The 24,958-nt window shown below is 37.2% G+C and carries 38 protein-coding genes; 19 read left to right on the plus strand and 19 right to left on the minus strand.

Annotated elements, in window-relative coordinates:
* Positions 1-15: 15 nt before the first annotated feature.
* Positions 16-1,332 (minus strand): MFS transporter, encoded by a 1,317-nt coding sequence (locus AWW72_RS11080; protein ID WP_062847371.1) that lies wholly within the window; start codon positions 1,330-1,332, stop codon positions 16-18.
* Positions 1,333-1,386: 54 nt separating this feature from the next.
* Positions 1,387-2,349 (minus strand): agmatinase, encoded by a 963-nt coding sequence (gene speB / locus AWW72_RS11085; RefSeq protein ID WP_062847372.1) that lies wholly within the window; start codon positions 2,347-2,349, stop codon positions 1,387-1,389.
* A gap of 138 nt (positions 2,350-2,487) precedes the next feature.
* Here speB and AWW72_RS11090 point away from each other — a divergent pair, with 138 nt between their 5' ends.
* Complete coding sequence (locus AWW72_RS11090) at positions 2,488-3,384, plus strand: LysR family transcriptional regulator (protein ID WP_062847373.1); 897 nt, start codon at positions 2,488-2,490, stop codon at positions 3,382-3,384.
* A 63-nt stretch (positions 3,385-3,447) separates the two neighbouring features.
* On the opposite strand, the gene AWW72_RS11095 is transcribed toward AWW72_RS11090, so the two are convergent.
* The 4 genes from AWW72_RS11095 to AWW72_RS11110 form a co-directional block, all read right to left on the minus strand.
* Complete coding sequence (locus AWW72_RS11095; protein ID WP_062847374.1) at positions 3,448-4,545, minus strand: porin; 1,098 nt, start codon at positions 4,543-4,545, stop codon at positions 3,448-3,450.
* Between the two features lie 253 nt (positions 4,546-4,798).
* Entirely contained in the window at positions 4,799-5,212 is a 414-nt protein-coding gene (locus tag AWW72_RS11100; protein ID WP_004772089.1) for an HIT family protein, read from the minus strand.
* A 101-nt stretch (positions 5,213-5,313) separates the two neighbouring features.
* The gene (locus AWW72_RS11105) at positions 5,314-5,583 is read right to left on the minus strand and encodes a YARHG domain-containing protein (RefSeq protein ID WP_004772091.1); all 270 of its coding nucleotides are present in this window, start codon (positions 5,581-5,583) and stop codon (positions 5,314-5,316) included.
* A 631-nt stretch (positions 5,584-6,214) separates the two neighbouring features.
* Positions 6,215-6,592 carry a hypothetical protein gene (locus tag AWW72_RS11110; protein ID WP_062847375.1) on the minus strand — a complete coding sequence of 126 codons (378 nt, stop codon included), beginning with the start codon at positions 6,590-6,592 and terminating at the stop codon, positions 6,215-6,217.
* 1,005 nt (positions 6,593-7,597) lie between these two features.
* Here AWW72_RS11110 and AWW72_RS19660 point away from each other — a divergent pair.
* From AWW72_RS19660 to AWW72_RS11140, 5 genes are all read left to right on the plus strand, one after another.
* Positions 7,598-7,792 carry a hypothetical protein gene (locus AWW72_RS19660; RefSeq protein ID WP_062847376.1) on the plus strand — a complete coding sequence of 65 codons (195 nt, stop codon included), beginning with the start codon at positions 7,598-7,600 and terminating at the stop codon, positions 7,790-7,792.
* Positions 7,793-7,861: 69 nt separating this feature from the next.
* Positions 7,862-8,095 (plus strand): hypothetical protein, encoded by a 234-nt coding sequence (locus AWW72_RS11125; protein ID WP_004772094.1) that lies wholly within the window; start codon positions 7,862-7,864, stop codon positions 8,093-8,095.
* 143 nt (positions 8,096-8,238) lie between these two features.
* Positions 8,239-8,493, plus strand: a complete 255-nt coding sequence (locus AWW72_RS11130; RefSeq protein ID WP_005257445.1) for a hypothetical protein — start codon at positions 8,239-8,241, stop codon at positions 8,491-8,493.
* A 155-nt stretch (positions 8,494-8,648) separates the two neighbouring features.
* Positions 8,649-8,849, plus strand: a complete 201-nt coding sequence (locus tag AWW72_RS11135) for a hypothetical protein (protein ID WP_062847378.1) — start codon at positions 8,649-8,651, stop codon at positions 8,847-8,849.
* A 138-nt stretch (positions 8,850-8,987) separates the two neighbouring features.
* Positions 8,988-9,581, plus strand: a complete 594-nt coding sequence (locus AWW72_RS11140) for a lysozyme (RefSeq protein WP_062847379.1) — start codon at positions 8,988-8,990, stop codon at positions 9,579-9,581.
* Positions 9,582-9,623: 42 nt separating this feature from the next.
* Here the strand turns inward: AWW72_RS11140 and AWW72_RS11145 are convergent, their stop codons facing one another.
* From AWW72_RS11145 to AWW72_RS11155, 3 genes are all read right to left on the minus strand, one after another.
* Entirely contained in the window at positions 9,624-10,058 is a 435-nt protein-coding gene (locus AWW72_RS11145) for an N-acetyltransferase (RefSeq protein WP_062847380.1), read from the minus strand.
* Between the two features lie 109 nt (positions 10,059-10,167).
* The gene (locus tag AWW72_RS11150; protein WP_062847381.1) at positions 10,168-10,485 is read right to left on the minus strand and encodes a DMT family transporter; all 318 of its coding nucleotides are present in this window, start codon (positions 10,483-10,485) and stop codon (positions 10,168-10,170) included.
* Positions 10,486-10,674: 189 nt separating this feature from the next.
* On the minus strand, positions 10,675-11,118 hold the full coding sequence (locus AWW72_RS11155; RefSeq protein WP_005257454.1) for a BLUF domain-containing protein: 444 nt from the start codon (positions 11,116-11,118) through the stop codon (positions 10,675-10,677).
* 259 nt (positions 11,119-11,377) lie between these two features.
* Here AWW72_RS11155 and AWW72_RS11160 point away from each other — a divergent pair, with 259 nt between their 5' ends.
* The 4 genes from AWW72_RS11160 to AWW72_RS11175 all read left to right on the plus strand — a co-directional run bounded on the left by AWW72_RS11160 (position 11,378) and on the right by AWW72_RS11175 (position 14,125).
* Positions 11,378-11,590: a hypothetical protein gene (locus AWW72_RS11160; protein WP_032863893.1), complete on the plus strand. Its 213-nt coding sequence runs from the start codon at positions 11,378-11,380 to the stop codon at positions 11,588-11,590.
* A 185-nt stretch (positions 11,591-11,775) separates the two neighbouring features.
* On the plus strand, positions 11,776-12,057 hold the full coding sequence (locus tag AWW72_RS11165; protein WP_062847382.1) for a hypothetical protein: 282 nt from the start codon (positions 11,776-11,778) through the stop codon (positions 12,055-12,057).
* A gap of 36 nt (positions 12,058-12,093) precedes the next feature.
* Positions 12,094-12,669, plus strand: a complete 576-nt coding sequence (locus tag AWW72_RS11170) for an isochorismatase family protein (RefSeq protein ID WP_062847383.1) — start codon at positions 12,094-12,096, stop codon at positions 12,667-12,669.
* Positions 12,670-12,973: 304 nt separating this feature from the next.
* Complete coding sequence (locus AWW72_RS11175) at positions 12,974-14,125, plus strand: site-specific integrase (RefSeq protein ID WP_062847384.1); 1,152 nt, start codon at positions 12,974-12,976, stop codon at positions 14,123-14,125.
* Here AWW72_RS11175 and AWW72_RS11180 read toward each other — a convergent pair.
* From AWW72_RS11180 to AWW72_RS11220, 9 genes are all read right to left on the minus strand, one after another.
* Positions 14,109-14,378, minus strand: a complete 270-nt coding sequence (locus tag AWW72_RS11180) for a pyocin activator PrtN family protein (protein ID WP_062847385.1) — start codon at positions 14,376-14,378, stop codon at positions 14,109-14,111. The genes AWW72_RS11175 and AWW72_RS11180 overlap by 17 nt on opposite strands.
* Positions 14,379-14,380: 2 nt before the next feature.
* Positions 14,381-14,599, minus strand: a complete 219-nt coding sequence (locus tag AWW72_RS11185) for a hypothetical protein (protein WP_062847386.1) — start codon at positions 14,597-14,599, stop codon at positions 14,381-14,383.
* The gene (locus tag AWW72_RS11190; protein ID WP_062847387.1) at positions 14,600-14,821 is read right to left on the minus strand and encodes a hypothetical protein; all 222 of its coding nucleotides are present in this window, start codon (positions 14,819-14,821) and stop codon (positions 14,600-14,602) included.
* Complete coding sequence (locus tag AWW72_RS11195) at positions 14,818-15,516, minus strand: helix-turn-helix domain-containing protein (RefSeq protein WP_249409168.1); 699 nt, start codon at positions 15,514-15,516, stop codon at positions 14,818-14,820. Before AWW72_RS11195 ends, AWW72_RS11190 begins: the two co-directional genes overlap by 4 nt.
* A 142-nt stretch (positions 15,517-15,658) precedes the next feature.
* Positions 15,659-16,741 carry a hypothetical protein gene (locus AWW72_RS11200; protein WP_062847388.1) on the minus strand — a complete coding sequence of 361 codons (1,083 nt, stop codon included), beginning with the start codon at positions 16,739-16,741 and terminating at the stop codon, positions 15,659-15,661.
* A 9-nt stretch (positions 16,742-16,750) separates the two neighbouring features.
* Positions 16,751-17,515: an ERF family protein gene (locus tag AWW72_RS11205; RefSeq protein ID WP_062847389.1), complete on the minus strand. Its 765-nt coding sequence runs from the start codon at positions 17,513-17,515 to the stop codon at positions 16,751-16,753.
* A 10-nt stretch (positions 17,516-17,525) separates the two neighbouring features.
* Positions 17,526-17,903 carry a hypothetical protein gene (locus tag AWW72_RS11210; RefSeq protein ID WP_062847390.1) on the minus strand — a complete coding sequence of 126 codons (378 nt, stop codon included), beginning with the start codon at positions 17,901-17,903 and terminating at the stop codon, positions 17,526-17,528.
* A 2-nt stretch (positions 17,904-17,905) separates the two neighbouring features.
* Positions 17,906-18,361, minus strand: coding sequence for a hypothetical protein (locus AWW72_RS11215; RefSeq protein ID WP_062847391.1), 456 nt, complete (start codon positions 18,359-18,361; stop codon positions 17,906-17,908).
* 187 nt (positions 18,362-18,548) lie between these two features.
* Positions 18,549-19,250 (minus strand): LexA family protein, encoded by a 702-nt coding sequence (locus tag AWW72_RS11220; protein WP_155858554.1) that lies wholly within the window; start codon positions 19,248-19,250, stop codon positions 18,549-18,551.
* A 132-nt stretch (positions 19,251-19,382) separates the two neighbouring features.
* On the opposite strand from AWW72_RS11220, the gene AWW72_RS11225 reads away from it, so the two are divergent.
* The 9 genes from AWW72_RS11225 (at position 19,383) to AWW72_RS11265 (ending at position 24,441) form a co-directional block, all read left to right on the plus strand.
* Positions 19,383-19,595 (plus strand): hypothetical protein, encoded by a 213-nt coding sequence (locus AWW72_RS11225; RefSeq protein ID WP_062847392.1) that lies wholly within the window; start codon positions 19,383-19,385, stop codon positions 19,593-19,595.
* Positions 19,583-19,891 carry a hypothetical protein gene (locus tag AWW72_RS11230; RefSeq protein ID WP_062847393.1) on the plus strand — a complete coding sequence of 103 codons (309 nt, stop codon included), beginning with the start codon at positions 19,583-19,585 and terminating at the stop codon, positions 19,889-19,891. Before AWW72_RS11225 ends, AWW72_RS11230 begins: the two co-directional genes overlap by 13 nt.
* Before the next feature lie 17 nt (positions 19,892-19,908).
* Positions 19,909-20,193: a hypothetical protein gene (locus AWW72_RS11235; protein ID WP_062847394.1), complete on the plus strand. Its 285-nt coding sequence runs from the start codon at positions 19,909-19,911 to the stop codon at positions 20,191-20,193.
* The gene (locus AWW72_RS11240; RefSeq protein ID WP_062847395.1) at positions 20,190-20,477 is read left to right on the plus strand and encodes a hypothetical protein; all 288 of its coding nucleotides are present in this window, start codon (positions 20,190-20,192) and stop codon (positions 20,475-20,477) included. The genes AWW72_RS11235 and AWW72_RS11240 overlap by 4 nt, the downstream gene beginning before the upstream one ends.
* A complete protein-coding gene (locus tag AWW72_RS11245) occupies positions 20,474-21,418 on the plus strand; it encodes a helix-turn-helix domain-containing protein (protein ID WP_062847396.1) in 945 nt (314 codons plus the stop codon). The genes AWW72_RS11240 and AWW72_RS11245 overlap by 4 nt, the downstream gene beginning before the upstream one ends.
* The gene (locus AWW72_RS11250) at positions 21,418-21,828 is read left to right on the plus strand and encodes a DUF1064 domain-containing protein (RefSeq protein WP_062847397.1); all 411 of its coding nucleotides are present in this window, start codon (positions 21,418-21,420) and stop codon (positions 21,826-21,828) included. Before AWW72_RS11245 ends, AWW72_RS11250 begins: the two co-directional genes overlap by 1 nt.
* 4 nt (positions 21,829-21,832) lie before the next feature.
* Positions 21,833-22,309: a hypothetical protein gene (locus AWW72_RS11255; RefSeq protein WP_062847398.1), complete on the plus strand. Its 477-nt coding sequence runs from the start codon at positions 21,833-21,835 to the stop codon at positions 22,307-22,309.
* A 103-nt stretch (positions 22,310-22,412) separates the two neighbouring features.
* The gene (locus tag AWW72_RS11260; RefSeq protein WP_062847399.1) at positions 22,413-23,333 is read left to right on the plus strand and encodes a hypothetical protein; all 921 of its coding nucleotides are present in this window, start codon (positions 22,413-22,415) and stop codon (positions 23,331-23,333) included.
* Between the two features lie 142 nt (positions 23,334-23,475).
* Positions 23,476-24,441, plus strand: coding sequence for a hypothetical protein (locus tag AWW72_RS11265; RefSeq protein ID WP_062847400.1), 966 nt, complete (start codon positions 23,476-23,478; stop codon positions 24,439-24,441).
* Between the two features lie 215 nt (positions 24,442-24,656).
* Here AWW72_RS11265 and AWW72_RS11270 read toward each other — a convergent pair whose 3' ends face one another.
* On the minus strand, positions 24,657-24,932 hold the full coding sequence (locus AWW72_RS11270; protein ID WP_062847401.1) for a hypothetical protein: 276 nt from the start codon (positions 24,930-24,932) through the stop codon (positions 24,657-24,659).
* Positions 24,933-24,958: the final 26 nt, after the last annotated feature.

The following is a 24,958-nucleotide window of genomic DNA, read 5'->3' on the forward strand; positions in this document are numbered from 1 at the left end:
CTAAAGTTTGTAATTTTAAGCGGCCTCTCTTGAAGCTTCCTGTTTCTGAGTAGGTTGCGGTGTTTGGAGTTGTTGTCTTCTGAGCCGAGTAATGCCACAGATACCAATCAAAGAAAGCAAAGATAGGAAGCTGAATAAAAGCGCTAAAGGTAACCATTCACCAGCGTAGTGCTGTGCAAGCAAAGTTCCAATAATGGGGGTAGTGCCACTTGTGATCGCCGCAATCATTTGATAGGAAATGGAAATCCCTGAATAACGAACTTTGGCAGGAAAAGCTTCGGCCATAAAACCAGCGACGACTGAATACAGTGAAGACAGCGCAATCACAGCCAATGTGATGCCTAAAACGATTAAATAAATATTTTTAGTGCTGACCAGCATAAACATTGGATAAGGAACAGCGATACATAAAATGGCAGCCCAGAATAAAAAACGATGAGAACCAATTTTACTGGCATACCATGCAGCAACTGGCATCGCGATAAATTCAAATACAGTTACCCAAAATAATGCATCCAGAATAGTTGGGCGACTGATCCCGACATATTGGGTGACGTAGGTAATCATAAATGTATTGGTAAAAAAGAAACCTGCTGTACCGATTGTGATAGAGAGTCCCGCAAAAAGTACTTGAGGCCAGTAATTTTTGAGCAATTCTTTAATTGGAAATTTGACGATTTCCTGTTTCTCCTGCATTTGTTTAAATTCAGGAGATTCTTCAACCCCTAGACGTATTGCAAGACCAATCAGCATAAAGACAAAGCTCAACAGGAACGGAATACGCCAGCCCCAAGTGAATAAGTCTTTTTCATCCAATGAGGTAATGGCTCTGAAAACGAGTAAACAAAGAATCAGGCCAGCAGGACTGCCCATTTGAGCAAAAGAAGCAAAAAAGGTTTTCTTATGAGCGGGGGCATGTTCGCTTGCCATTAACACGGCGCCGCCCCATTCACCTCCGACAGATAGACCTTGCATAAATCGTAGAACAATCAGCAGTACAGGTGCCCAAATTCCGATACTGTTATAACTTGGTATGAGTCCAATTCCTGTTGTGGCAACACCCATCAATAGCATTGTGAATAGCAACATTTTTTTGCGGCCGAATTTATCCCCCAAATGTCCAAAAATAAGTGCTGCAACAGGGCGTGCAATAAAACCCACTGCAAAGGTTGCAAAGGCAGCCAATGTGCCAGTGACAGGATCAGTTTGAGGAAAAAATACGATACCGAGTACTAAGGCTGCGGCGGTGGCATATACATAGAAATCATAAAACTCTACGGTTGTGCCAATAAATGCTGCCGCAGCAGCCCGTTGTGATTGTTCTATCTTCATCCGATAAGATCCTTGAATATTCCCTTATTTCATTATTATCATTTGCAAATACAATTATTTATGTATCTTTACGCCTGGCAGAACACATAACATTTCATAAAGTAAATTGGCACCTAATAAAGATGTATTGCCCGTGGTGTCGTATGGTGGCGATACTTCGACAAGATCACATCCAACAAGATTTAAACCCTGACAACCACGGACAATTTCCATTGCCTGAATTGTGGTTAAGCCTCCAATTTCCGGCGTACCTGTACCGGGTGCCCATGCAGGATCGATACCATCAATATCAAAGGAGAGATAAACAGGCCCGCCATCGACTTGCTGCTTTACTTCTTCCATTAAAGGGGCAAGCGATTTGTGCCAACATTCTTCGGCCTGAACGACACGAAAACCCTGACGACGGCTCCAGTTAAAATCATCCGCACTATAGCCCTGAGCACGTAAGCCAATTTGAACTACACGCTGACAATCGAGTAAGCCTTCTTCTACTGCCCGGCGAAAAGTGGTGCCATGTGCGACTTTTTCACCAAACATTTCATCATTGACATCGGCATGAGCATCAATATGAATGAGGCCAACTGGACCAAGTTTTTTATAGATAGATCTGAGGATGGGGAGGGTTAGCGTGTGATCGCCACCAAGTGTGAGCGGAATAATAGGATGTGCCAGAATATGGTCATAATGTTCTTCAATAATACGTACCGCTTCAGCTAGGTTAAAGGTGTTAATAGGAACATCACCAAGGTCTGCAACATTCAAAGATTCAAAGGGTGCAGCACCTGTTGCCATGTTATAAGGGCGTATCATGACTGATTCAGCACGGATTTGACGGGGTCCAAAACGAGTTCCCGAACGTAAGGAGGTACCAATATCTAAAGGAATGCCAATAAAAGCCGCATCTAGATTAGAAAGCCCAGCATCATGTTCTACCACTGGAAGGCGTAGCATTGAAGCAATACCACCAAAGCGTGGCATTTCATTCCCACCGAGTGGTTGATTTAACATCTTGTTCATTTATTTCTCCTTTTATTTATTTATCAACCAGCCTCGGGTGGTAATAAATCCTTTTTTTTAAAAACTTAGTTCAGATTTTTCTAAACTAATCTGATGTTGGATGTTTTAAAATAATGCAGAGGTAATAAGGAAAATATGATGGAAGAAGTGGCCTATTCTGATATTAAATTGATTCGAATTTTTGTCAGCGTTGTAAGGAATAAAGGCTTTGCAAATGCTCAACAGGAGTTGAATCTATCAACCTCTGCAATTAGTACCTACATGACTCAACTAGAACAAATTGTGGGTTTTAAGTTATGTGAACGAGGGCGTGGTGGTTTTTCTTTAACCCAAAAAGGAGAGATGTTTCTACAGGAGGCCAAACGGATTTTGCATGAACTGGAAAACTTTTCTAGACATACTGCCCAGATTAAAGGTGAATTAACCGGTACGTTGAGAATCGGTATGTTAGATTCTATGGTGACGGATCAGAATATTCCTCTGGATCAAATGATTCGTGAGTTTTCAAAACAAAACCCTCATATTTATATCAAAATTCAGGTGCAGTCGCCGTATGAGTTGCAAATGGGAATTTTGGAAAATCGTTTTGATGTCGCGATTGGTTCATTCTTTATGAAAATGAATGGGGTGATGTATCAGCCTCTCCATAAAGAACAACAGTGGCTATTTTGTAGTGATAAACATCCTATGTTCGCACACCAGAATTTGACTGCTGACGTTATTCGACAAGGAAAAATGGTGAGTCGTGGTTACTGGAGTCACACTGAACTGGCAAAACAGGGATTTAAGCATTCATTTGCGACAGTTGACTCAATGGAAGCACAACTCATTCTAATTTTATCTGGGCAATACATTGGTTATTTACCCGAACATTTTGCACAGTTTTGGGTGGAGCAAAAACGTTTAAAAGTCTTATTACCCGCAATGTTTGGTTATTGCGCACCATTTTCTCTTATTTTTAGGCGTGGCAGAACAAGGGAGCTGGTGATTCAAAATTTTCGTAAAACGGTAAAAAGTTTTTTTACTGAAAAATAATAAATGCAAAAAATAAAAGGGCAGATTGCCCTTTTATTTTTTGTTTAAGAAGCTAACTTCAAATTAGAAGTTATATTCCATACCCAAACCGATAACAGTTTTCTTGTTATCATCTTTCTGCCAGTCAATTTTTTGTTGAGCAACAATACCGTAGAAGCGAGCTTGTTTATTGATGTTGTAGTCTGCACCGATACCATACAAGTCATTTTTACGATCTTCACGACCATCAACTTCTGTTTTTGCAGAGATGTATTCTGCTTTTAATTTCACAGGTGTAGAAGGGATCGCATATGCAGCTGTTACGCCAAATGCATCTTCTTTTAAGCCTTTGTATGAAACAGCTGGTGTACCAGCAACAACAACTGTATCGTCAGTTGGTTGAGCAGTTTGCCATAAAGCACCCAATACTAAACCGTTAACACCAGCTGGAGCCAAGTCTAAAGAACCTGTTACACGGATTGCATCAGAATAGATTTTGCCACCAAGTTCTTTGTTATAAGCATTATAAGTTGATGCTACACCAAAGTTACCTGCAACAGCTGCTGCTAGGCCATAGTCTTTATTTTCATAGGTAAGAGATGTTGAAACACCGTCACCAAAACCATCACGGCTGCCTTTTTGGCCTTTCGCATCATTTTTAACAGCTGAAGATTCTTCACCTTGCTGGAACATGATGTTGAATGCTAGACCACCTAGTAATTTCTTGTCTGTTTCAAAACCAACTACGTTGCTTAAACGATCTTCACCAGCAAGAACTTTGGTCATATCCAGTTCAGTGTGATCGTTAAAAATATCTTGGTTGTTACCCGCAGCAGTTTTAAGGTAAGAGTCGAATTGACCTACTTTCAAAGTACCAATACCGTCAGACTTAATACCTACAAAACGGTTACGCATACCCCAGTCGGTATCTGAACCAGAACCGTCAGCTGAAACACCCCATTCTGCTAAATAAACTGCTGATAATTTCTCAGTCAGTTTTTCTTCACCTTTTACACCGATACGAGAAGCGTTTGAGTTTACTTTAGTTACGCTTTCGTCTTTAAAGCCATTTTTATCAATTTGATCCAAAGTCACATTGAGCTTACCATACAATGTTGGTGCTGCTTGCGCTGCATTCATGGCTAAAGTTGCTACAGTAGCAGCAAGAAGCAATTTTTTCATTGAGATTTCTCCAAAACACTTTTTTGTAAATGGCCGATGCCTTAGTTACTGTTATAAGCTTGCTTGTGTACATAAAGTTACACAGCTCACTGACTTGTATGCAGTATCGGTAAACTTTGTGACAGAGAAGTGAAAGAAAAATGACAGTTTGATGACGATTCATATTTGGTAATAATTATATTTCTTATTTATTTTTAATGGCTTAGAAAATAAAAAAACGGAGTAACAACTCCGTTTTTGACAAAACTGACGTTTAAAGAGCAGCTTTGATCTTTTCAGCAAATGCTTTAATTTTTTCCTGATCACCCATTTGTGCAGCATGGCGACCAAGCTCATGTATTGAACTTGGAATCAGGTGAAAGTGGACGTGTGGTACGGTTTGGCCCGCCGCAGCTCCAGAAAGTTGCATCAGGACAATGCCTTTAACATCCAGCGCTTTTTCCATCGCTTGGGCAACTTTTTGTACGATTTGAATCGTGTAAGCCGCTGCATCTGCCGGCAAATCAAGTAAAGTTACCGCTGGTGTTTTTGGGATAACTAAAGCATGACCATCAGCTTGAGGCATGATATCCATGAAAGCGAGTACCTGATCATCTTCATAAATTTTGATTGCAGGTAATTCACCACGCAAGATACGTGCGAAAATATTTTGGTCATCGTATGCCATGATTCGTCCTTAAATAGGGGAGTATGTGCTTTAACATTGAAAACTTGGGCATTAAATAAAATAGCCTAAAGCGGAGCGCTGAACACTCCGCAAAGATTTGCTTATTTGCAGTTTAGCTCTTTTTGGCGAGCTTTAATGTCATCAAGGCGTTGTTGCTCTTTGTCAGAGAACTTCGGCTTAGTGGTGTGGCAGTTTTCATTACCAAATTTTGCTTTAGCATCAGCATCTTTAAAACAGAATCCTTTAGATGCATAGATGAGGTTATAGTCATCCTGTAACTTTTTACATTCTTGTTCTGGGGTTGCCGCTTGTACGCTAAAACCAGTTAGGGTCATTAAGCCTGCAAAAACTGCAACTGTTAACTTATTCATGAGGTGTTCCTCTAATCAAAAAGGTATAAACCGACGCTTTATGAAGATAGATCCATATGGCTGTTGGTCGCTACGTATATACCAATATAAGGTTTCTTAATAAAATTTCAATAAAACTCTATTATTTGAGTGTAATTTTACTCCACAATTTATCCTTATAGTTGTAAAAATCCTTTTATATCAATACGTTTTAATAATTTTAACTAAAACATATAATTATAAGGCAGTTCATTGTACACCATTTTACTTGATTGACTTCTAAGTCGCTCTTTTTATAAAACTATTTAGGGATTAGCCTAAACATTTTCGTATTAACAAATTTCATTGTAAATATTCGATGACTGATTTATTTCGATCAATGTAAAAGGCCAAAAACAGAGCATAATAGATTTATATTGAATGAAAATTTAAATTATAAAGCGGCAAAAGAATAATGAATTTTAGAAAAAAGCCTGAGATGTCAATAAAAATATACCTTTATGTCAATCAGATATTGATTAATATTTCATAGGGCGGGGAAATATCTACTGTGATTTTTTGATCGCTATTTATCTTTCGTTTATTTCTATTTATCAGAAGGCTGTAGCTTTACAGCCTTCTGATGTGATTGATAAATGTGGTATTTCTTCTGCTAAGCACCATTATATTGAGCATTACGAAAGTCAATACATTGTTCTTTGCTATAGCGCATCGTTTGGCTATTGGCATTTCGCTTTATGGCACGTTGATAATTAATAATTTTCTTCAAATTACCTTTAAGCCATTTGATTGCTAGTTCATCGGGAGTAATCGGACGAGGTTCACTGTCAGATGTATCCTTGACCAGAACGGAATGCCAATCAAAAGGAGCGGCTTGAATGCCACCAAAAAATTCAGTATCAAATTCAGGTGTGTAATTTAATGAAACTTTAAGTAGATAGATTTTCGGGCCTAAACGCACATGGTAGAAGCCATCGATATCTTTGCCCATGTACTGTGCGAATGGGGTTGTATAGTGTTGCTTTTGCATCACATGCTCCATAAATGAATTTTCAGAGATGTGAGTTGACGAAGTTGTACCTTGTCGAAGATTAAATCATGGGAGAGAGAAATGTATTTTCGGAACTCACCTTATTGATATGGTGTCGAAGTGTTCATATTTACAGCATTTAAAAGCAATGATGCGTCATAACTTGTCGGTGAAGTTTTGTCCTATTTTGAAAGGATTTTCAGAACGAGGCGATAAGTTAAAAGTCCTAAAAATGACTAGGTTTATTTATTCGCGAAAGAAGGATTTGTTGTGACTGTTTATCCGTTACAATTATCGGGCGATCATTAAAATTAACGCTTAACAACACATTTACTTTTATCAAGAATTTAAAAAATGCTGAAATATATTAGAAATAACTTTCCTATTTTTATACTCATTAGTATTGTAATTATTGGATTTACTTATCCTTTTTACACAGGTCAATGGATTATGGCACCAAGATTGGGTGAGGTGGATCTTCAATGTTATGGTGTAGATGTTCCCGAAGCTATACCTCACGCGAGGGTACTTCATTTTTGTTCATGTATTCATACGGTTGGGATTGAAAATAAAGCGGAAAAGTATCAATACTGCACCAAACAAATAAGCAAGTAACTTAATCGCTCTGTTAAGAGATGAACTTTTTTTCTTGATGCTTTATCATAAGCTAAGTATTTATTTTAATTAGACTTCTTGTATGTATATTGTATTTATTATTTTATTGATATTTTTGGTACTTTCATGGATGGCTAAGATAGGACGAAAGAAATAAAACGGGTTAACATCTGACTCATTGGTCAAATGTTATATTGTGTAGTTGAACTTTAAAGTCACTCTGTAAATTACATATTTTTGTTGATGTATGTCACACTTTGCTCTATATTTGCTTTGTTGTTTCATTATAACTAAACAACAATAACCCTCATTCAGCGCAAAAGAATATAAGGGTAAGCCCACTCTATGGAGTGGGCTTTTTTATTGATCAAAATAGATTAGAATATAGGCATGAAAAGATCCCGCCTTAAGCCTGAATTTTCTGCTCCAGACTGGAGTACAGAACAAGATTGTTTTTTGATTGAGAACAGCGCTTTGCCTATTGAACAATTAATTTTAAATTTGCCTTTTTCGGAAGAAGAAATTCGGGCACGTAAAACTGTGCTTGGGCTGGTTCGGAGACAAAGGCAGATAAATCGAATGTGAAATAAATATTTAATTTATCAGTAATTTTTAGGCTAATGTGATATAAAAGGTCTTTATCAGGGGATTGATATGGCAATTATCACATTAAGAGATATCGAAGCGAATAAAAACATCAGGGTTAAGGCTATTGTCGATCCAAGTGTAAAGTTTGATGCTGATGGTAAATTTGAAATTATTAAAAATATCAAATGGATATTTGAAGAAACAGAGCGTGAAGTGCCAGTAGAGTTTCATGATACTTTGAACCATGCCAAACTTGATCAATATGTCGGTTTGCAATATGTGATAATCAGGATTGAATAATTGCAAGTTTCTTAACTCAAAGGGAACTTGTGCTATTTATGATATTCTTATGCGGCGAGCAAAGTTTAATCTTGTGAAAGAGAATATCTATGAAATTTTTTTGGATTATTATTCCATTACTCCTCCTACAAGGCTGCGCACAGATGTTTCCAGCGCAAGCGACAAAACTTGATTCTGGTGCTTATAGGATTCAGACCACAGCCAATATCTTTGCATCAGATGAGTCGATGAAGAAAAAGGTAGATAAAAAAGCCGAAGGTATTTGTCAGGGCAAAGGTTTTACTGAACTTGAAAGCAAAGCTCAGGCTCATAGTGAGCAGATTTATATGCCTGGTATGGTCACAACAGGGTCATATAAAACTTTCAATAAAACGATTCAATGTAACCAGTCACAATAGCTTTCGATTAATCAAATTAGGCGCTCATGCGCCTTTTTTATTACTCATCCATACATTTTGAAGCATTGGTTACACAAAAGGTGTTTGTTCACTGTTGAATATCTCTATCAATTATTTAAGCATGAAATGGTATGTTTAAATAAAGGATGCAGATCATGATCGATGAAAATAAGCCTTTAAATTTTGATGATGATAATGAAGCTCTGGATTTCGAAGATGAGGAATTCATTGATGATAAAAAAGAGGATGAGTTATACAACAGTATTACCAAAGATGGTTCGAGTGTAGATCCTGCTGATGATGGTGAAAGACATATTCGACCTGAAGATGGTGACCCGATCGAAATTGAAGAATAAACAAGCCCGCTTCGGCGGGTTTTTCATTGAGCAAATAACATAAATAAAGCAGGTTTTTTATTGAATGAATGATAGGGTGAGTTTTTAGTAGATCATTGAAATGAGTTAAAGGATCAGTATACAGAGCGAAAATGCATCATGAAGACGTTTTTTGATTTTTTACACAGGATTATTGGTTCTAAGACATTTTCATATAAGGATCGTAGCGCAAATAAAGATTCAAATATCGCCACTGCTGTTGATGTAGATGACGCCATTGGTGTAGCAGTTGATTCGAATGATTACGAAAGGTCTATAAGTAAGGCTGGGATTAATCTGATTACGAGTTTCGAAGATTTGAAGTTAGATGCCTATGATGATGGTACTGGTACATGGACGATTGGTTTTGGTACTACGGTTTATCCTGATGGTATTCGGGTACAACAAGGTGATCACTGCACAGCAGAGCAGGCAAAATCCTTTTTTCAGCATGACTTAAGGCGTTTTCAGAAGGCCGTCAATAAAGCAGTGTTAGTAACACTATCTCAAAATCAATTTGATGCATTGGTTTCCCTGAGCTATAACATTGGCCAGAATGCGTTTAAGAATTCAACACTGCTCAAGTATTTAAATGCGGGAGACTATCGAGCCGCGGCAGATCAGTTTCTAGTATGGAATAAAGGTGGCGGGCAAATTCTAAAGGGACTGGTGCACCGTCGGGAAGTAGAAAGAACACTTTTCTTAAAACGATAAAAGCAAAGTTTATAGCAACGAAACGAAGCGTTGATGTGGACTCTACGACTTCTCCCAAAGCATGACATATTCTTTTGCATTGGTGGCTGTATCGAGGTCTTCATTTATAATCCTAAAGCCACTGGCTAGATAAAACTTTACACTGTTTTTATTTTCTTGATAGACGTTTAACTCCAGACGGCTTCTCATTTCCTGTGCGTATGAGATCAGTTGTTTGCCTATGCCTTTTGCTTGGTGTTCAGGAGATACGAAGAGAGCTGCAACGGTGTCTTCTACCAATGCAATAAACCCATAAATATTGCTTGTATCTTCCGCAATATAAACTTCAGACATGGGTAAATAGATCTCTTGCATCTTGGTTGTATTGCTTTCCCAATAGCTTGCAGGAATAAAATGATGCGCTTTGATTGAGGCTTGCAGCCATATTTTTGTTAATTCATTAAAATCATTTGATGTTGCTTTTCTTATTTCGTACAACGTATCGCTCCTTATCAAAGGCTTAAAGACTTCTTAGCCTAGCATAGCTTGAAAAGATGCAATTTAATAACATTAAAAAAGCCCTGAAAAGGGCTTTATGGAATAAACGTTAATTGGTGGTCAGTTTCATCAATACAACACCAAAAACGATTGAGGCTGCTGCCAAAAGACGTAATAAACCCATCGGTTCATTTAAAAAGAATATTCCAATCAGAAATGCACCTACTGCACCAATTCCAACCCATACAGTATAGGCTGTGCCTAAAGGCAGTGTTTTCATTGCCACGGCGAGTAAGCCAAAACTTAGGATCATAAAAATAATGGTAATGATGCTAGGGGTTAATTTGGTAAAACCTTCGGACATTTTCATGGAATATGCCCAGATGATTTCAAAAATACCAGCTAAAATTAGATAAGCCCAAGCCATTGCGGACACCTCTTTAATAATATTTTTAGGTCGTCCTAAAGCTTGAAAAAATAAAAAAGAGGTCGTCCTCTCTGCTGTATATATAAGCACTTCTCACCGAATGCTTCAATCTATTTTGAATAAAAAAATGTTTTTATAAGTTAAATGGCATTCTTGAGGAAGAATGCCATAGATGGGAAATTAAGTTTTTTAAGAAACATAAGCCTGAACATCATACTCAGGTTCACCTGCTAGAACAGCAACAAACTTCTCGACAGTTTCTGCTGTTAACAAGTACGGGTTAAACTCTTCTAAATGATATTTCATGAAAAAATCAGTAATATTTTGATTGATTGGTGAAAATTTCATAGACCATTGCGAGAAGAATTTATCTTTACATTCAATGTAATAGAGAATTTCGCAATTGATATGGCGCTCATCTTTCACAATTTTATTGTAAAATAGATCATCAATGAGACTCTTTGGGCCTTCTAGACATTGTACAAAATAGCCATGACCATAATATAAAACACCAGTAATATCATGACGATAATTAAAATCTACAGCCTCATCAAGGATTTCAATCAAATTTGTTTTTAAGTTCGAGTCAATGTTCTTAATTTTACTCACGTATAAAAGTCTGACAGACTCCATGATTGATATGCTCATTTTTTAAGGGATGAATATCTCTTATATAGAAAAAACAAGGGTTTGTATACTTCGATATGTAAGAGTGAGTAGTCTTTTTTAGGAATAGAATGATAATAAAAAATCACAAGAAAACTGCTTTTAAAAATTGCTTGGTTTGCAATATTTCGGTCTTTTAGGTAAAGCGCTTCATAAATATTAGTCATGAGACATGATTTAAACGATTTGCTAAATTATGTGATTTTTATAGTAATTGGTGGGATTCATGACAAAATTATTGCTTGCAGGAATATTGGGACTAGGATTAGCTGGTTGTTCCTCAATAAATTATGACGCCAATACCAAACCACCGATTGTGCCTAAAAATGAGGCACACAACACTTTCAAAGTGCCTGAGCATGGAATAATGACAGATCAGGACATACACAATGTACCAGAGCATGCGGAATATAAGAGCAAGTACAGCATTAGTTTCTAAATCAAGGTAACTCAAGATCGAAATCTACCATCTCCTTAAATCATAGAGTTTGAGGAGAGGCTGAGGTGGCCTTTGGATTAATGGATTATGAGTCCGCTGCTCTAAGCAACCGTTAAATAGTTTGCTAATGACTTTATTTTAACCATTTGATAAATTATATCGATTAATAAGAAAGGCTTATAACAATGAAATATATCATACTTGCAGTGCTTTCAATTCTAATATCAACATCGGTTTCTGCTAGAGAAACGAACTCAATGCGATCCTCTGGTGAGCTGGTTAATGTGGGGGATAGAGAAAGCGATTTGCTGAGAAAAATGGGAAAATCTTACCCGAGATATTTTATTCATAGAGAAGGACGTCGCTCATGTGAGGCAGCAGAGTATGTATATGAAATTGATATGCAAATTTATACAGTTCTGGTCTGTAATGGAAAGATTTTTAGAATTGATATGAATAATAAATAAGATAAACTCAAAGCCTAAACCGAGTTCCATTCACAGGTGATTGCTATTTCAAATCCACAGAGCTCTATAGACGCTTTAATTATCGTTGATATGCAAAAAGCTTTTGTATCAGGTGCAGATGCCGTACCTGCATCCGAGCAATTGATTGTTTCAATTGGTACTTTAATTACTAAGGCGAGGGCTGTGCACGCACCAATAATTTTTCTGCAAAATGACGGAGAAGTTGGGACGGTAGATGAGCCTTATCAAGTGGGTTGGGAGTTATTTTTTGCTCCTCAACCTCATGAGTTCGTGGTACGGAAAAGTGAGGACAATGGTTTTGAAGGAACATCACTCCAGCACATTTTAGATGACCTTAGAGTTCAGTCTTTAGTCATCTGTGGTGTTTTATCAGAAATGTGTGTGGCTGCAACAGCACGCGCAGCTTTAACACGAGGTTATGCGGTGTTATTACCACACGATGCCCATGCCACATATGATGTTCCCGCAGGACCAGGATCGGAAGCTGTACCAGCCGCTATGGCGGCTAGAGCAGCAGAATGGTCGCTGGGTGATGAGATTATGCTTTGTGCATCAGTGGATGAGGTCGGTTTTATCAAAAGCAGCCATTAATAAATCAATATTTTTTAATAGGCCTGCTTTGATATTAAGCAACACGTTTATTAAAAAAAACCGCTCTTTCGAGCGGTTCTAAATATTCCCTTACTTCAGCGTAATTTTACTCCATGATTCATATCTATAATACGTAAAATCTTTATATATCAATGGTTTTTCTAAATTAGCATAAAAAACATATAATTATGATAATTTTTATTTAGCTTTATTGCGCTTGGTTTTGCTCTTTATTGCTTTTTTTATAAGTTTTTTTACGCCTGGATTTACGCCACAATTATTTTGACAGGTTAAGGTGTAAAAAATGGGTACAGTTACATTAAGAGAAAGCGCCAATGGTACGGTTAAATACCGAGCCGAGATTCGTATCAATCGTAAGGGCTTGCCATCATACAAGGAAAGCAAAACCTTTACATCTAAAAAGATCGCAAAAAACTGGCTCATTAAAAGAGAAGCTGAGATTGAGCAAAATCCAGAAATATTATTGAATAAAGGTATTGCTAGAGCTGACTATACGTTAAAGCAAGCAATAGATAAATATCTTGAAGAAGTGGAAGATGTCTATTGCAGATCAAAAATAATTTCCTTGAAACGACTAAAAAAGTTCCCAATTGCGAAGTGCAAACTTCAAAATCTTACGTCAGAACAAATATCCAATCATGTTAAATTGCGTAGGAGAGGATGTGAAGAATTGGGCTATCTACCAAACAAGCCTATTTCAGTTCAAACAGAAATGCTTGTGATTAGAAGTGTGTTGGTACACGCATCGGTTATGTGGAATATACCAGTTGACCTTAATACATTCGACCGTGTCACTGCTCAGATGAGAAAAACAAGACAGTTGGTTATAAGTTCATCGCGAGACAGACTTCCTACAGCTAAGGAACTCCTAAAATTAACTAAGTATTTTTATGAGAAATGGAATAAGAAAACTATAGCTAATACTTACCCAATGCACTTGCTAATGTGGTTTGCTATTTTTTCTTGCAGACGTATTTCCGAAATTTGTAGATTGGATTTGGATGACTATGATAGCTATAACCAATCATGGCTTGTTAAGGACTTAAAAAACCCGAGAGGTTCAAGAGGTAATAATAAAGAATTTAATGTCCTTGATCCATGCAGGACTATTATAGAAATCGCAAAACGTCCTGAGTATAGAAATCGCATGTTAGAACTAGGGCATAGCGACAAGCTACTTTTCCCAGTGAATGTAAATACTTTGGCAGCAGAATTTAGAAAGGGATGTAAATTTCTAGGGATTGATGATTTAAAATTTCACGACCTGCGCCATGAGGGGTGCACAAGACTTGCTGAACAAGGTTTCACAATACCTCAGTTGCAGCAAGTCAGTTTACATGAATCATGGAAATGTCTACAAATATATGTATCTGTAAAAAAACGGAAAGACATGCCTCAGATTGAAGATGTGCTACATCTTATCGGTGAAACGTAGCATAGTCTTTTAATGCCATTTCATGGCGTTTATTAATCATCACAGCCAATTCACTAATATGTACAAAGTAGGGAGATTTTTGGCTTCCATCTAACCTAAAACAAGGGAAAGGGAATTCCTGTTTATTAGCACGCTCATAAACTACTTTTTTAGTGAGGTGAGGGTAGTAGTCTTGACAAACATCATCAAGCTGAACAACTAGGGCTCTGTACTTCATAAATAAGTAATCTTCAGTTGATAGCTGTACACCCATATCTATCCTCCAAAACAAACATCTTCAGGAAGCTCGGTTAAGAAACATGTTGATCCTCGCACTTCAACATAACCCTGACGTTTTAGTCGATGAATTGACAGTTTTACATCCTCGAGATTAATCCCAGTTTTTTTAGCGATTGCGACACGGCTTAGGGCATCATTTCGCAATACAACTAACACACGTGCATCAATACGTTCATTTTGTTGTGCTGTAATCATTCACCCCTCCGCATCCGCTTTTGCTTCTTCAACCTCATCCCAATTTACATAGGCGAAATCTAACTCGCATCCAATTTCACCCTCATGATCACATTTGGGGCACTTAACCTTATCTTCAGTAAAGAGCATGCAGCCAATACCCCGCTCGGTTGTAACTTCAGCATAATCACCGAAACCGCATTTAGGGCATGAGTCTAGCCAAGTAATTTTAAGTGTTTTCATGCTGCAGCCCTCTTATAAAGGAATCGTTTATTACGCTTTGCAAGTGTTCCACGATTCAGGCTGATCAATTCAGCTGCTTGCGTTAGGTTGCCATGCGTTGCCGTTAATGCTTTTTGAACAATGATATCTTCAAGATGTTCAATTAAATTTTTGGTTTTACCTTCTTTAATTGCCTGGTCAATATCATCTTCACGAAGAACAGGGAAATTAACTTGTTGAGCTGGTGAGCCGTTTTTCAGTAATGGATTGATATTTTGTTCATACCAAATATTAAATTTCTCACTATCCTCTTTGCCTTTCACTTTTGAGTGAGCAATATTTACATTGTGCTCTTGAACAGTCTCAGGCCAATTTAATTGATTGCGGTCATAAAACTCGTGAGAGTTGGTATACATTTGCCAGGTAACTTCATCTGCCTGTTCAACAAGATTTAATAGCCAATCACGGGCATTATCAAAATCTTTTTCAATAAGAGCACTTGCAGCAACAACAACAGCGTTATGGTGCATGGTGACCATTTCACAGTATTTCAGTTGATCAATATCTGCCATGTACATGAAGCTTTCGGCCATTTCTGGAGTAATTTCAACTTTAATGCCAGACGTTGCCGCTTCTCGTAAAATTTGCTTTTGTCGATCGAACCATTCCCAACGAGCTTGAGGTTTCATAGCATTTAATTTTTCAGGGATATTCACTTTCTTTTTCTCCGAGTCGCTTCTTTTAACTTTGCATTGGCTACGTGGGCCAGAATTTCGGATTCATTCACATTGTCGAAAATGTGCGTCATGATGCCCCCGAACACTGTTAGTGTTCGGGTAAGGGTTGAGTAGTTGAATTTCACGATGCTTGGCCCTCATCGTTGGCTGCACTTTCAAGCTGCAGGCGGCGCGTATTAACGATGCGCATCATGTCAGGTTGTGCAATCGGATCTAGGCCACTCACATCTATTTCCAGGGCATCCAAGGTAGTAAGGTCAGGGGCATTCTGTATCTTCACCATCAATGATGGTTCAGCTTTAGGTAGAGGATTTTGAAACTCTTGCAGGCGGCGGCTGATAGCGCGTAACAATGGTTGACGCTGGTCCTCTGTCCAAGATTTTGTATAGCGGACAAGGGCATTAGCTTCCTCAGGTGTTTTAGTCTCAGGAAGTCTTGCAAGCAATTCTTGCAATTGGCCATTCCACGCCGCAGTCTCTGCTTTTACTTTGTCAAAGTAATGTCCACCTTCATTCGGGATGATGATCTCTGGTGCTTCTGGTTCTAATTCTGTTAGAGCAGGAGTATATGCAGTTAATAATTCCAATTTTGCACACTTGGCATTATTAATAGCTTGAATTTGATCATCATTAAAACCGTACTGTTCGATACCAGAACAAACTGTTTCAACTTCATTGGTATCGACACAAGTTGCAATTGCATCAAGAATTACATCCTTATGCGCTTCGATTTCCTTTTTGGTAGGGCGCTTACCTGTCTGTTTTTTTTCGGTGTCAGGTACGCCATTAATAGTCAGAGCCAGATCTAATCCCAAAAATGCGTGATAGGCTTTCATCTGTAGTTCTGCATTTTCCTCATCACGCTGTACTACGCCACAACGAATGAAATTCAGCACATCAGAGCTATTATTAAACTTAGTCTTATGGATTTCAGCACATGGGAAAATACAGACATAGATCTCTTGACCTTTTTCCAGTTCATCGATCGTGCATGGCTTGGTAAATTTAATACCAGCCAATTCCAACATTTCTAATTGAATGCAAAATTCATAATTAGGCAGTCCAAAAACAGTCGCTGGCATTTGGTCCAGTGCACTGAAATCTTTATCTGCATGAAGAACGCCATCACCAGCGTAACGGCACAGTACTGTTTTACCTTTTTGTAGAGCTGCAAAAGCCTCTTGGGCATTTAAAATATTATTCATAGCCGTGTCCTAGTGATGCATTTGGTTGTTTTGTTGGTTTTGAACTTGCGAAGGCATTGGTAATTCCCAGCCTTGTTGGTCGGCACGTGCCTGGCATGCTTTTCTGATACCGGCATAAAAATTAGTTCCGTTAAACGTGCTTAATGCCTTTTCTAAAGTCGCAGGGTTATTTGCCTTGCTGATAGAGACCAAGGCATCCTGAAAACGCTGTCCCATTGATTTTTGAACAGGCTGATTTTGTTGCTGAGTCGCCGTATTTTGGTTTTGCTGGTAATTACCACGTTGGTTGTTCTGGCCATTTGCGTTTAGTTGATTTTGGCCACGGCTTTGCTGGTTATTTTGACTCTGTGCGCCAGTTTGTTGTTGAAAAGCCTCAGTATCAGCATCTTGGGTATCATCAATAAGAAATAAGCCATTCAAAGCATATTTACGAGCATAAGAGCTTGATGCGCCAAAAGTCTGGGCGACATCCATTCCTTTTTTAGTTATATCCACACCGGCATGTGCAGTGGTCACTGTTTGTTTGCCGTGGGCATCGGTAAAGACAGCTTTAGCTGTTACCACGACTACTGGGCCAATCTCTTGTACTTCATCAGTTACCACAAGGGTAGCGCCGTATTTATGCAATAGAGGCTTTACACCTTCCAGGATATCTTCAAGGCTGCGGTAGTGGAATTTACCGAAGTTGTTAAATTTGCTCTTTGGAGCTTTTAATTCTTGCTGAATGGTGCTTAACACATCCAATTCAGCAGACTGATTTTGTTGTTGTGACATGACAATCCCCTTAATTAGAACGTGCATTGTGGTAAGCGGTGCGCTGGTTTGCGCTATAACGTGATGTTTGGCTGTTACATGCGTTACGTTCTTTAGAACGTTGTTCGTTTATGGCGCGCTTTAACTCACGCTTAACCCAAGGAATAGACAGTTCATCCGTGGTAATTTGACGAGGTTCAGAATCTTTATCGTCCTTCACTCGAACTGAATACCAATCGAATGCCTGTTCCTGTGCACCGCCGAAAAAGTTTTTATCGAAATCAGGCGTATAGTTCAAAGAGACTTTAGCCATGAAGATTTTTTTCATACCCAGGCGAACGTGATAAAAGCCTTGCGCATCTTTAAACAAGAATTCGCGGAATGGGGTAGTGTATTTAGTAATGTTCATGATCACCCCCGAACCATTTTGTTTTTTTCGATATGGGCACTGATGACAGAGATCATGTTGTGGATGTCGTCAGCATTGGTGAAGTCGTTATAACTACCGCCAGTAGGAGTCAAAACTCGATCAACAGCCAAGTTATAGATAAAAACAGCTTCGTCATTGCTACCAAGTTGACCGTTATCATCTGGTACCACTTTGAAATCAAAGCTTGTGTACACACGGAAGCCATCAAGATTTACAACGGCTTGTCCAGTCGTATCAGAGGTAATTTGAACTGCTAATACGCCATAGGTTGATTGAGTATTTGCATAATTAAAGGCAGGGGCGATATCAACCGGCTTAGTAACAAGGGCATAAGCGCCAGACAAAGTACCCACGCCAATAGCGACTACAGCACATCCTTTAAGCAAAGACTTGCCAGAGACGTAGCTACGGTTGTGATTTAAAACATTTTGTTCCATAATGAACCTCATTGAAGTGAGAAGCCCCGTCCAGTCCGCCAAGATTTTTCGGGGCTTTTTGCTGTCTATGAGAAAGATTATGCATATTTGCATTATTTAATGCAATAATTAATTATGCATGTTTGCATTATTTTTTTAAAATGCATAAAAAAGCCCACTATAAAAGTGGGCTAGTTTGGGTATTTTCTTAACTATGTCGTGTTTTCGATCTACGTTTTGACTTATACATATAACGTATTGAATCCACCACCTCTCCAATAAACACACAATGTTCATCAAGAGGGATAATGTTAGGTTTAAAGTCAGGATTTAATGCTTGTAAGTAACGAGAATTGTCAGATTCAATAACTAGCTTTTTAAAGGTCGCATCGTCGAATCGTCTAACAACGATGATATCTCCTGACTGCATATCTCCATAATACACATCAGGATCCACCAAAATATAATCTCCTTCAATAAATGTCGGACTGTTACTAACTCCTTGAACTTTAAGATAGAAACAATTTGTGCATTCATCTGGAAGTGGTAACCATTCTTCAATTTGGGATAAGTCAACCGCTGCAACATTAGTAAACTCCCCAGCTTGCACCCACGACAATACAGGCGCTAATTTTGCGTAACCTGGCTGTAAGTTATTGGAAAAATTAATTTCTTTGTTAATTCTACTTGTATCTTCTTTACTTAAATCTTTTTCAAACAAGTCACCAACTTCAACACCTGCCCATTTAGCGAATGGTGCCAGAGTTGAATATCTAGGATTTTTAGTAATCCCATTCTGAATTCGAAAAAGTGTTGACTGTTCGATTTCAGGATGGCTTTTCTCCAGTTTAGTAGGGTTGGTGTCAAATTTAGTTAACAAAAATTCGATGTTCGATTTTAAAAGACTCATAAATAAGTACCAATCGGAATGCATTACTATTTTATGCAAATAATCATAATTTTTTTAAAATAACTCACATTTGCATTGACAGTTATGCAAGTATGCATAAAATGTAAATATGCATATATCTGGAGATTCTTAATGGTGCAATTAACCTTGCAAGAAAAAATTAACTATTTGCTTTCTAGAAACTACACCCAGCAGTTCATTAGTGAAAAAAGTGGAATTGAACAGAGTTCAGTTTCCAGAATTAGTAAAGGCATACAGCGAAGTGTGAAATATGAAAAGGGATGTGCACTTGATGATCTGGTTCAGCAAGAGCAAAACAAAGAGGTGCATCAATGCAGAACCTAAATGCACAAATTAAGGCTAGTGAAAAACTACTTGAGCCGATGACAACACGTGTTCCAGTTGAAGTGAAATTGTTAGTTGACGATTTGGCAGAGGGTAATCGAGCGAAATGGATTAGAGAGGCCATTGAATTAAAGATTGAAGTTGATTTGGGGCAATCTTTAAGTGAAGTGAAGAAAAAATCAAAGAATACAATGAATTCAAGTGAATACTTGAATGTATTCAAAAATTTTTTTTCGGTATTCCAAATAAGCAAAAAGCCCGATGTGCGAGATCGAGCTTTGAGCAGTGTTCATTAATCGAAGGAATCAAGAACGTGACCAATATATCAAACGAAGTATCAACCCACAACAGCGATTTTATTGTGGGGGATACGGTTGTAATAAATACACCTCTTGAGTTCATCAATAGGACTTTTGACTCCGATGAGCTTTTCATTGTTCAGAACATTTGTGGGCTACTGAGTAATGGAGTAAACATTTTGATTAATGGTGAACGTGTAATAGCAGCAGATTCTGAATTACGTCATGCCTCAGTTGCTGAGCTGAATGCAAAGCGTCGTCTTTCAAATGCTAAACAAGTATTTGCGGAGGTTTCATGAATATAAAGCTCCCTGATTACAAGCAACTTCAGGCGATCCAGTCCTGGTATGAGCCAGCATTAAAACTTTTGAACGATCTGCTTGAGCGTAACAAAGCTAATCTCCGTAAGCGTGGTTACAACGAAGAGAATGCCGCAATTACCCGTGAAGAGTTTAGGCAGCAACTCGCACGCCGTGGACGCATTACTTTGCATTTGGCCGGAGAAATTGAAACGAGTTTGTTTAAAGCCCAAAAGATTGAATACATGGGCGGATATTTAAGACCTAAGGTGGATGAATTATGAGTTTAGATGCAACTGTCTGGGCTTGGAAAAAGCAATTCACCCAAATAAAAGGTGGATCATCCCCAGCGTTAAAGAAATTAGTATTGCTATCCATGGCCGATCGAGCAGATGAGCAGCATTGCTGTTATCCAAGTACAAGTCGATTAGCTGAGGATTGCCAAATTAATAAAAAGACACTTTTTAAGATATTGGAAGAGCTGATTGAAGACGGCGTTATTTTTGATACAGGTGAGCGGAAGGGTCGAACCAAGCAGGTAATTGTGTACCGATTAATTGGTGTACAAGGTCGTGAGCAAACAGTACCAACGTTGGAACACTTAGATGATGAAAGCCTTGATAGCCAAGGCTCGGATTCTGAAACAGTACCAACATTGGAACAGTTCCAACATTTCCATGAAAGAGTACCAACATTTCCATTAAACAGTACCAATATTGGTACACGGAATCTACCAAAGAACCTCCCATTAGAATCTAAAAATAAAAACCACTGGCTTTGTTCAAAAAAATTGAGTTTGGAAATTGCTCAAGCAAATCCTGATATCGATACAAACGAGATCATTTCATCAACTTGGTTCAACCGTGAGCTAAGAGCATTTGAATTATTCAATGCGGAAAAGAGTATGTGTGATGAACTCATGATTTACCACTTTGCAAACTGGTTACTTGAAGCGAAAGCAAAACAGGATCGTTTGAAAAACTCATCTCAACCAACCCAGAAGCAACCAGCTAAATCCAAGAATACTTTGACTGACAAACAAAGATATTTCTTTGCAAGCAAGTTATCCCGTTTACCTGAGTTCGCTAAATACTCCGAAGGTAACGAAAGCTATGAGCAACTGGCTAAGCGCTTGGAGTCAATGCTTAAAGAACCTGAAAACCTTAAAAAGTGGGCTGAGTACCTTATCAACATCAGCAACGAACATAAGGGGAATGCAGCCTGATGAGTAGTATGAGTCTCGCCCAGTACCGTGAAGAAATTCTTAAGCTGTCTCATCAGCCTAAGGCTGCTAAACGCAACAAGTTCAATGCCAGTAAGGTCTTATGCAATGGTATGACCTTTGACAGCAAAAAAGAGTACAAGCGGTACATCGAGCTCAAGGCTATGCAGCAACGCGGAGAGATTACCGGGCTAGATCATCACACTAAGTTTGAACTTGCACCTAAAACCAAGATAGAGGGAGAGAAACGGGCAAAGCCAGCAATTCGTTATTTTGCTGATTTCACATACTACATAGCAGATAAATACATAGTTGAAGATGTGAAGTCGGCAGCAACTAGAAATTTACCAAGTTATCGCTCTAAAAAACACTTAATGAAAACGATTCACGGCATTGATATTAAAGAGGTATGAACAGATGAATGCAAAACTTACAATTATGCAGACAACGGAATGGTCAAAATATAGTACAGAGGATTGGTTTCGTCAATTTGGTGCCTGGATAAACGGCGATACTGAAAGAAAGCAAAAATTTTATAAAGCCTACCCAAAAAAGAAATTGAGCAAAAAGCAGCGTGAAGAAATGCTTGCAAAGTATATGAATGATGAAGGTTATAAAGAGCCAACTTTTAGTAAGGGGATTACATGTAAAATTAGTGATAATGAAGCGCGGGCATTTCAACGTATTATTTTGGACTTAAGACAGCATGAAAGCGATGTTTTACAAGAATGGCTGGATGTGATCTGGTGTGTATGTGTAGATGATAATAAGTTGAGACAAGTAGCAGCATTATTTGAGACTTCAACAATACAAATACGACAGGATATGAAATGCGGTTTGGCGTTTATTTCTGGAAGATATCCAAATTTAAAATCCGACATACTACTAAAGTGAAGTTTTGATATAATTGTTTTTGAAGTAAAAGTGAATTTAGCTTTCTTGTATTAACTTAACAATAAAGCATTGCGAATTATTTGAAGGGAACTTTGGCAAAAATATGATTGTAGATATTCCTACTAAACTTGATTTCTACACTTCAGCAGACCATATGGTGAATGAAGCTTGGGAAAAAATTGCTCAATTAGCTCATTTACATTATGAAGTAGCAAATCGAGAGCACTTTCATATTTCGAAAGAAAATATTTACGAAGAAAATAAATTGAATTTAGATAATTATTGGAATTTTGCGAGGCCAAAATTAATTTCTGCACTTACTTTGGTTTTACAATCTGTGGAATTTCGGCTTAAAGGATTGATTGCAGAAATTTCTCCTTACTTACTATTGTCCAGTAGCTCTAGACAAATTCCAAAGGCAGATGAAAAGGGTGTAATTTCATTCAGTCATTTTCATTCCATCGATGCACAAGATTTGATAACTGTCTATGAAACATTTTCAGATAAAAAACTCAGTTCAAAATTTAGAAAATGGTATGAAGAAATAAGAATTCTTCGTAATAAATTTATGCATACTGTTGATAAAAATTCAGATATTTCTCCTGAGTTAATTTTTAAAAGTATTGTCTATTCTTACAATGAACTAAATGATAATGAATTCCATTGGATTCTTCATAGATACAAATATAAAGCTGTGAATTCACATCAGGGCATGAATTTTGAAAAAGAGTCAGTTTCTGGATATATATTTGAAATGTTGCAAGTTCATTATGAATTAACTGGTGCAATTAATGTCTGTTCAAGAGAAGTTGCAAATGAAATTTTCGGTTTTGATATTGAGGCAAAAAGATTTACATGTAAACACTGTGTTTCAATTATGTCTCGTTACGAGTGGTTTGATAGTAAGCATCTAGATACTTGTATCGGAACTGTGCAAGTTAATAAAAGATCAGGTTTATATCAATGTGTGGTCTGTCGAAATGAGTATGAAACGTTACCAGAGTCAGTTTTCGACAATAGCTAATTTAGGACTTGCTTGTGTACACAGGATATGGCATATTTATGTTACGCTGGTTTTTTTATATTTAAAGTTAAAGCTAATTTAAAACACTCACTTTTTCGGGTTTAGTTTACTATCCAATAATGAAACATATATTGAGTTTTTTATGAGTCACCTCGTTCTAGATTTTTTAAAAGATAAAAGCCCTCTAAATGTTAAAAAACTATCTTTAAATCCTTCTCTAACTTCAATGTCTCAGATAGTGTTCCTTGATAGACAGGTTATAAAATATTTCACTCAACATGAAAAATATAATTCTGCTGAAGTAGTTAATTTTAGAGAAAATGTTTTATCTAAATATGATAAAAGTTGTAATATAATTTCAATTATGACCGCCTTTTATGAAGGTGGTAGTGGAAATTTCGAGACTGAAGGGCAAAAAAGACGTACCGCAATTTTGGATTTGAAAGGCATTGACGATTATTTTAAATACGCAAGCGTAGATGAGAAGCTTTATTTTAAAAGCATGAAAAGTGCTACACATGCATTTACTTTAGATTCAGGCATACTTGAAAAAAATAGAAAATTCACAGCAATTATTAACAAAACATATGAGCTGTATTTAGAATTGAAAGATTTAAAATTCAATGGTATGGATATAATAAATCGAACTAAAGTGCTAAAAACTGAAATGGATAAACAAGATGTTAGTATTGGTGATCCAATTGCCCAGTATTGTTTTTCACTCTTGACGGATTATTTGAATGCAAGAAGTATTTTTAAGGTTAGTGGTTTAGAAAATCAAACCGCTGAAGTAATTAGTAAAAGACTTTACAATTCATATGCTGACTTAAGAATTGTACTTTTTCTTCATAACTTTAAAGCTCGAGTATCAAACAAAAAGCGAAATTTTGATGTTTGTTTCGTTACATTTGATGGGGCATTGCAAATATTTTATGACCAAATGTTCTCGAATGTTGAAATTCAATATTCTAGTGTTGATTCGATAGGTCGAATGACTAATTTGTGTAAGAGTTCTATTAACTTTGAAATTTTTAATGAAAATAGTTTTAAAAAAGAGGAATTTGAAATTTTCAAGAATTTGTTTTGGCAATGGTCTGATGTAAATTGATTTTAAACCGTTGTTAAGGTGGTTTTTTATGGTTGAATTTTATTAGAAGATCAATATTTTAAAATTATCAGGAACACGTGAGCGCAAAAATGTTGTGTGGAGTACTTTTACCAAATATTTAGTAAGACTATTCAGGTTTTTGTAAACGAATCTAATTTGGATAAAGTATGTTGTCTTATAGAATAAAAAGCTAGATTTACATCTAGCTTTTAAAGTTAAACTTTATCAACAATTATCTCAAATCTAAAAAACATGTTTGAGAAATCTTGAAGTGTCATTTCCTTTGTATATTTATTAATGTTGGTAGTTACCGTAACATTAAGAATGGACTCATCGTTAGGTCCTTTGTTGTTTTCCACAAAAACATTAATCTTTGTTGCAAATTCATCTTTAGAAAATTTAAAAATTTTTGATAAATTATTGTTGTACTGATAATCAACATTTTCTAACTCAATAGTTCCTTTCCAACTAGGGTGGTTCATATTTTCCATCTAATAACAACCTGTTAATTTAAAGT

The organism is Acinetobacter sp. NRRL B-65365, from assembly GCF_001605865.1.
Classification (GTDB): domain Bacteria; phylum Pseudomonadota; class Gammaproteobacteria; order Pseudomonadales; family Moraxellaceae; genus Acinetobacter; species Acinetobacter vivianii.